General features: G+C 75.6%; 6 protein-coding genes. 4 read left to right on the forward strand and 2 right to left on the reverse strand.

Going from position 1 to position 5,230, the window contains the following annotated elements; translation table 11 throughout:
- The 3 genes from Q6969_RS12680 to Q6969_RS12690 form a co-directional block, all read left to right on the forward strand.
- Window positions 1-642: glycosyltransferase family 2 protein (locus Q6969_RS12680; protein ID WP_317230755.1), on the forward strand; the 642-nt coding region annotated here is incomplete at its 5' end.
- Window positions 639-1,322, forward strand: coding sequence for a DUF2064 domain-containing protein (locus tag Q6969_RS12685; protein WP_317230756.1), 684 nt, complete (start codon window positions 639-641; stop codon window positions 1,320-1,322). The genes Q6969_RS12680 and Q6969_RS12685, both read left to right, overlap by 4 nt.
- Entirely contained in the window at window positions 1,319-2,017 is a 699-nt protein-coding gene (locus tag Q6969_RS12690) for a class I SAM-dependent methyltransferase (protein WP_317230757.1), read from the forward strand. The genes Q6969_RS12685 and Q6969_RS12690 overlap by 4 nt, the downstream gene beginning before the upstream one ends.
- Here Q6969_RS12690 and Q6969_RS12695 read toward each other — a convergent pair.
- Together Q6969_RS12695 and Q6969_RS12700 are read right to left on the reverse strand one after the other, a co-directional pair.
- On the reverse strand, window positions 1,966-2,475 hold the full coding sequence (locus tag Q6969_RS12695) for a hypothetical protein (protein ID WP_317230758.1): 510 nt from the start codon (window positions 2,473-2,475) through the stop codon (window positions 1,966-1,968). The genes Q6969_RS12690 and Q6969_RS12695 overlap by 52 nt on opposite strands.
- Window positions 2,475-3,722: a molybdopterin-dependent oxidoreductase gene (locus Q6969_RS12700; protein WP_317230759.1), complete on the reverse strand. Its 1,248-nt coding sequence runs from the start codon at window positions 3,720-3,722 to the stop codon at window positions 2,475-2,477. The genes Q6969_RS12695 and Q6969_RS12700 overlap by 1 nt, the downstream gene beginning before the upstream one ends.
- Before the next feature lie 78 nt (window positions 3,723-3,800).
- Between Q6969_RS12700 and Q6969_RS12705 the strand changes: the two genes are divergently transcribed.
- The coding region (locus Q6969_RS12705; RefSeq protein WP_317230760.1) for a glycosyltransferase family 87 protein at window positions 3,801-5,230 on the forward strand (1,430 nt) is incomplete at its 3' end.

Genomic DNA, 5,230 nt, shown 5'->3' on the forward strand with positions numbered 1-5,230 from the left:
CTGTCGCGCCTGCCGGACGGGTACCGGGCCATCGTCGTCGACAACGGCTCCACCGACCGCTCCGCCGAGGTCGCGCGGGCGCACGGCGCGCTGGTGGTGGCCGAGTCCCGCCGCGGGTTCGGCGCCGCGGCGCACGCGGGCCTCGAGGCCGCGACCGCCCCGCTCGTCGCGTTCTGCGACGCCGACGCGTCGATGGACCCGGCCCTCCTCCCCCGCGTCGTCGACCCCGTGCGGCACGGCGAGCGCGACCTCGTGCTCGGTCGCCGCGTGCCCTCGGCGCGCGGCGCGTGGCCGCTGCACGCGCGCATCGCGAACCTGGAGCTCGCCCGCCGGCTCCGGCGGATCACGGGCGTCCCGCTGCACGACCTCGGCCCGATGCGCTGCGGCCGGCGCACCGAGCTGCTGGGCCTCGGCATCCTCGACCGGCGCAGCGGCTATCCGCTGGAGATGCTCCTGCGGGCGTCCGCGGCCGGGTGGAGCATCCTGGAGGTGGACATGCCGTACGCACCGCGCGTGGGGCGGTCCAAGGTCACCGGCACCGTGCGCGGGACCGTCACGGCCGTCCGCGACATGTCGCGCGTGCTGGCCGAGGCGCGCGCCGCGGCCGCGGGTACGGGCCGCGCACCGGGAGGATCCGCATGACCGCCGTCGTCGTCATCGCCAAGGAGTGCATCCCGGGGCGCGTGAAGACGCGCCTGCACCCGCCGTTCACGCTCGAGGAGGCGGCGGAGCTCGCCTCCGCGGCCCTCGCCGACACGCTCGCCGCGGTCGACGACGCCGCCCCCGCGCGGCGCGTGCTCCTCTTCGACGGCGCGACGCCGCCCGGGGAGGCGGCCGGGTACGACGTGATCCCGCAGGTCGCGGGCGACCTCGACGAGCGCCTCGCGGCCATGTTCGACGCGCTCGACGGCCCCGTCCTCCTCGTCGGGATGGACACGCCCCAGCTGACCGCGGCGCTGCTGCGCCCCGTGCTCGACTCCTGGGCCGACGGCGCGCAGGGCCCCGACGCGTGGTTCGGCCCGGCGAACGACGGCGGCTTCTGGGCGCTCGGGCTCCGGGACCCCGACGGCGCGCTGGTGCGCGGCGTCCCCATGTCCCGGGACGACACCGGCGCCGTGCAGCTGTCCCGCCTGATCGACGCCGGGCTCGACGTCGCGATGCTCCCCGAGCTCACCGACGTGGACACGGTCGACGACGCGCGGGAGGCCGCCGCGGCCGCGCCCGCCCATCGCTTCGCCGCCAGGCTCCGAATCCTCATGACCGACGCGGCGACCCGCGCCGACACCACCGCACCCGCATCACCCCTGGGGGACCCCGCATGAGCCTGGCCGTCGACCATCCCGAGGACCGCGCCGACGCGCGCGCCCGGACCTTCGGATCCGGAGGCGGCGAGCCGTACGCCCGCGCCCTGCGGGACGCCGGGGAGGTCCTGTTCCTCTCCCTCGCGGCCGACGACGACAGCGCCGAGGTCATCGACATCAGCCGCTGGAGCGCGGACGCGGACGAGGTCGACATGAGCCTCCTCGCCGACGCCGCGGGACCCGTCCTCGACATCGGCTGCGGCCCGGGCCGCATGGTCCGCGCGGCGATGGACGCGGGGCTCGGCGCGCTCGGGATCGACGTCTCCCCCACCGTGGTCGAGATGGCGGCGGGCCAGGGCCTCCCGGTCCTGCACCGCTCCGTCTTCGAGCGGCTGCCGCGCGAGGGCGGCTGGGGCACGCTCCTGCTCCTCGACGGCAACATCGGCATCGGCGGCGACGCGGCCGCGCTCCTCGCCCGCTGCGGCGAGCTGCTCGACGACTCCGGCGCGCTCGTGGTGGAGACCCACCCGGATCCCGCCCGCGACCGCACCTTCGAGTGCACGGTCGAGGACGGCCAGGGGAACGCGAGCGACCCGTTCCCGTGGGCCCAGGTCGGCCGCGACGCGGTCGCGCGCATGGCCGCGGACGCGGGCCTCGGCCTCGCTCAGTGCTGGGAGGTCGAGGGCCGGTCCTTCTGCCGCCTCGTGCGCGCGTAGAGCGCCGCGATCCCGGCCGTCGCCACCGCGGTGGCGACCCACATGAGCACGAGGCGCGGCGCGTAGTCGGCGATGAGGATCGTCGGGTTGTCGTTGCCGATGGCCCGCGCGCGGATCTCCGGCACGACGACCAGGGTCATGACGGCCATCACGACCACGCCCGCCTGCACGATGACCAGCGCCCCCGCGGGCAGCCGGCGGCCGGCCTTCCGCAGCAGGAGGCCCGCGGCGAAGACGACGGGCGACAGGATCGCGTCGTGCACGACGATCGCGAGCAGCAGGAACACGGCGACGCCGACGACCTGGTCGGTGCGCTGCGTGTCGAGCAGCGTGAGCACGCCGCCCGCCAGGCCGACCACGCCGATCGCGATGAGCACGGCGCGGGCCGCGAGCATGCCGCGCCCGCCGCGGGTGGCGGTCCCGCCGCGGTCCGCGGGCGTCCGGGGGCTGCCGGTCATCACACCACCTCCAGGGTGGAGAGCCACTTGGTCTGCAGCACGCCGGGGCGGCCGGGCGCGATCATGCGCGCGGGGTAGCCGTGCTGGATGTCGAGGGGCGCGCCGTCGAGCTCCAGCGCCACGAGGGTGAGCGGGTCGCGGACGTACTCCGGTCCCATCTCGGTGCGCCGGAACCCGCCGCGCTGCTCGAGGCTCGTGACTCGCAGGCGCGCGCCGGGGTCGGCCCCGACCGCGTCCATGAGGTCCCGGAGGCGGACGCCCCGCCACACGGCCGACTGGCTCCAGCCCTCGACGCAGGCGATGGGGAGCGTGGCGGTCGCGAGCTCCATGCCGCGGAGGTCGTCCATGGTGAACGCGCGCGAGGTGGATCCGGCGGAGACCGTGAGCGTCCAGGAGGGATCCATCGCGGACCCCGTGACACCGGCGGCCTCGGCCGTGCGGTTGACGGGCAGTCCCTGGGGGCCGGTGCCCATGACGCGCGGGCCGAAGGCGTTGAACGGGGCGAGGACGCGGAAGGACTGGCCCGCGGTGAGCCCGACGACCGCGGCCACGGACGCGCCGACCGCCACGAGGAAGCCGCGCCGCGCGACCGGGGCCGGCGTGACGGGGGTGTCGTCGATCCAGGCGAGCACGCGGCCCGTGACGCCGCGCGCCGGGCGGGCAGCCCCTCCGTCGCCGTCACGGCCGCTTGCGGGAGCGTCCTCTGCCGCGACGATGGGCGACTCGTCCGCCTGCCCGCGCCGCCAGTGCCGGGCGATGGCGGGCAGCTTCACCCCGATGTGGATCGCGAGCGACCCGACGACCACGAAGGCCAGCGCCCAGTGCGTCTGCCGGAAGTAGAACGGGAACGGCACCCACTGGAAGGTGTTGAGGAGGCCGATCGTCACCTCGAGGAGGGAGGCGCCGACGAAGACGGCGATGGAGGCGCGCTCGAGGAACGAGACGACCCCGGTGACCGGCGGGTAGGTCAGCAGCTCGGGGAAGACGATCCAGAGCTTCGCGAGCAGCAGCGGCACGCAGGCGATGCCCGCGGTGATGTGGATGCCCTGCGTCACGCGGTAGAGCGACACCGGCACCGTCGGGAACCGCATCCACGGGAGCGGCTCCTGCAGGTAGTGGCTGTACAGGCCCGTCGCGAAGCAGACGAGGAAGGCGAGGCCGAGCAGGCGGCCGATGACGACGGCCATGCGCGTCGTGCGCGCGGGCGAGGCGAGCCGTCGCCGCGCCTCGTGCATCAGCGTCCGCACGGGGACCTCCGGGTGTCGCGGGGACGTCGTCCCGGGGCGGACCGGCGGTCGCTCGGGCCGCGGCCGACACAATGGGGTGTGCGCACCGCTCTCACCGCCTTCGTCCTGCTCGTCATGGCCGCGCTCACCGGATGGTCGGTGGTCGCGTTCGATCTGTTCGGGGAGGCCGACGACGAGGCGTTCTTCCGCCGCGAGGGTGCCGCGCCGTTCTTCTGGCTCGTGGTCGTGCTCTGGGTGGTGTTCGGAGCCGCCGTCCTCCTGGTGCAGAGACTGCCGGCCCGATCCGCCGCTGCGCTCATCATCCTCGGATCCGTGGTCGTCGGCGGCGCCGCGATGGCCGGGCCCCCGAACACCAGCACCGACTCCGCGCGGTACGCCTGGGACGGCATCGTGCAGGGCACGGGCGAGTCGCCCTACCGGTACACGCCCGCCGACCCGGAGCTCCGCGACCTCCGGCCCGCGTGGCTCTTCCCGGACACGGTGGCGCGCGCCGACGGGTCCGCCACCTGCGAGGGCACGCGGATCCAGGGGCTCCGCGAGGCCGGGACCGGCGTGCCGATGTGCACCGCGCTCAACCGCCCGCATGTGCCCACCATCTACCCGCCCATGGCGGAGCTGTTCTTCGCGGGCGTGCGCGCCGTCGTGCCCGTGAGCGTCGAGTACGGGGCGTTCCAGGCGGCCGGGCTCCTGATGATGACGGCCGTGACCCTGCTCCTCCTCCGCGCCCTGCGGCGGCGCGGCCTGCCGGTGTGGTGGGCGGCGCTCTGGGCGTGGTGCCCGCTCGTGGCGAGCGAGGTGGTCACGAACTCGCACGTGGACGCGCTCGGCGCCCTGCTCGCCCTGGCCGCGTCGCTGCTCGTCGCGGGCGGCATGCGCTGGCGCGGCGGCATCGCGCTCGGCGCCGCCATCGCCACGAAGCTCATCCCGGTCATCGCAGCCCCCGCGCTGCTCCGCCGGCAGCCGTGGAAGGTCATCACCGCGGCCGTCGTGACCTTCGCGCTCCTGTACGTGCCGTACGTGCTGAGCACGGGCATCGCGGTGCTCGGGTACCTGCCGGGCTACCTGCAGGAGGAGGGCTACGAGGCCGGCGGGCGCTTCCCGCTGGTCGAGCTCGTCGTGCCGGGGCGGTTCGGCCTCGTCGCCGTCGCGCTCATCCTGGCCGTGACGGCGGCCCTCGTCTGGTGGCGGACGGACCCGGCGGACCCGTGGCTGGGGCAGGTCGTGATGATCGGCGTCACCCTGCTCGCGGTCAGCCCGCGCTACTCCTGGTACGCGCTGCTGCTGATCCCGTTCATCGCGATGACGGGCCGCGGAGAGTGGTTCGCGGTGGTCGGCGCGCTCGCGCTCCGGCTGTTCGCGCCCGACCTGTGGGCGTGGCAGATCGCGCTCGCGACCGCGCTCGTGGTCGTCGTGGTCGCGTCGCTCGTGCGCCTCGGGCCGGACGGCCGTCGCCGCCTCGTGCGCGCCCCGCTGCGGCGACGACCGGGCGGCGACCGGGTGGCCGTCGA

This window comes from Clavibacter sp. MX14-G9D (assembly GCF_032917815.1).
In the GTDB taxonomy this organism is placed as follows: domain Bacteria; phylum Actinomycetota; class Actinomycetes; order Actinomycetales; family Microbacteriaceae; genus Clavibacter; species Clavibacter michiganensis_K.

Bases quoted from the DNA above. Each gene is read 5' to 3' on its own strand.
- Q6969_RS12685 (WP_317230756.1), top strand. From the start codon at position 639: ATGACCGCCGTCGTCGTCATCGCCAAGGAGTGCATCCCGGGGCGCGTG.
- Q6969_RS12690 (WP_317230757.1), top strand. From the start codon at position 1,319: ATGAGCCTGGCCGTCGACCATCCCGAGGACCGCGCCGACGCGCGCGCC.
- Q6969_RS12695 (WP_317230758.1), bottom strand. From the start codon at position 2,475: ATGACCGGCAGCCCCCGGACGCCCGCGGACCGCGGCGGGACCGCCACC.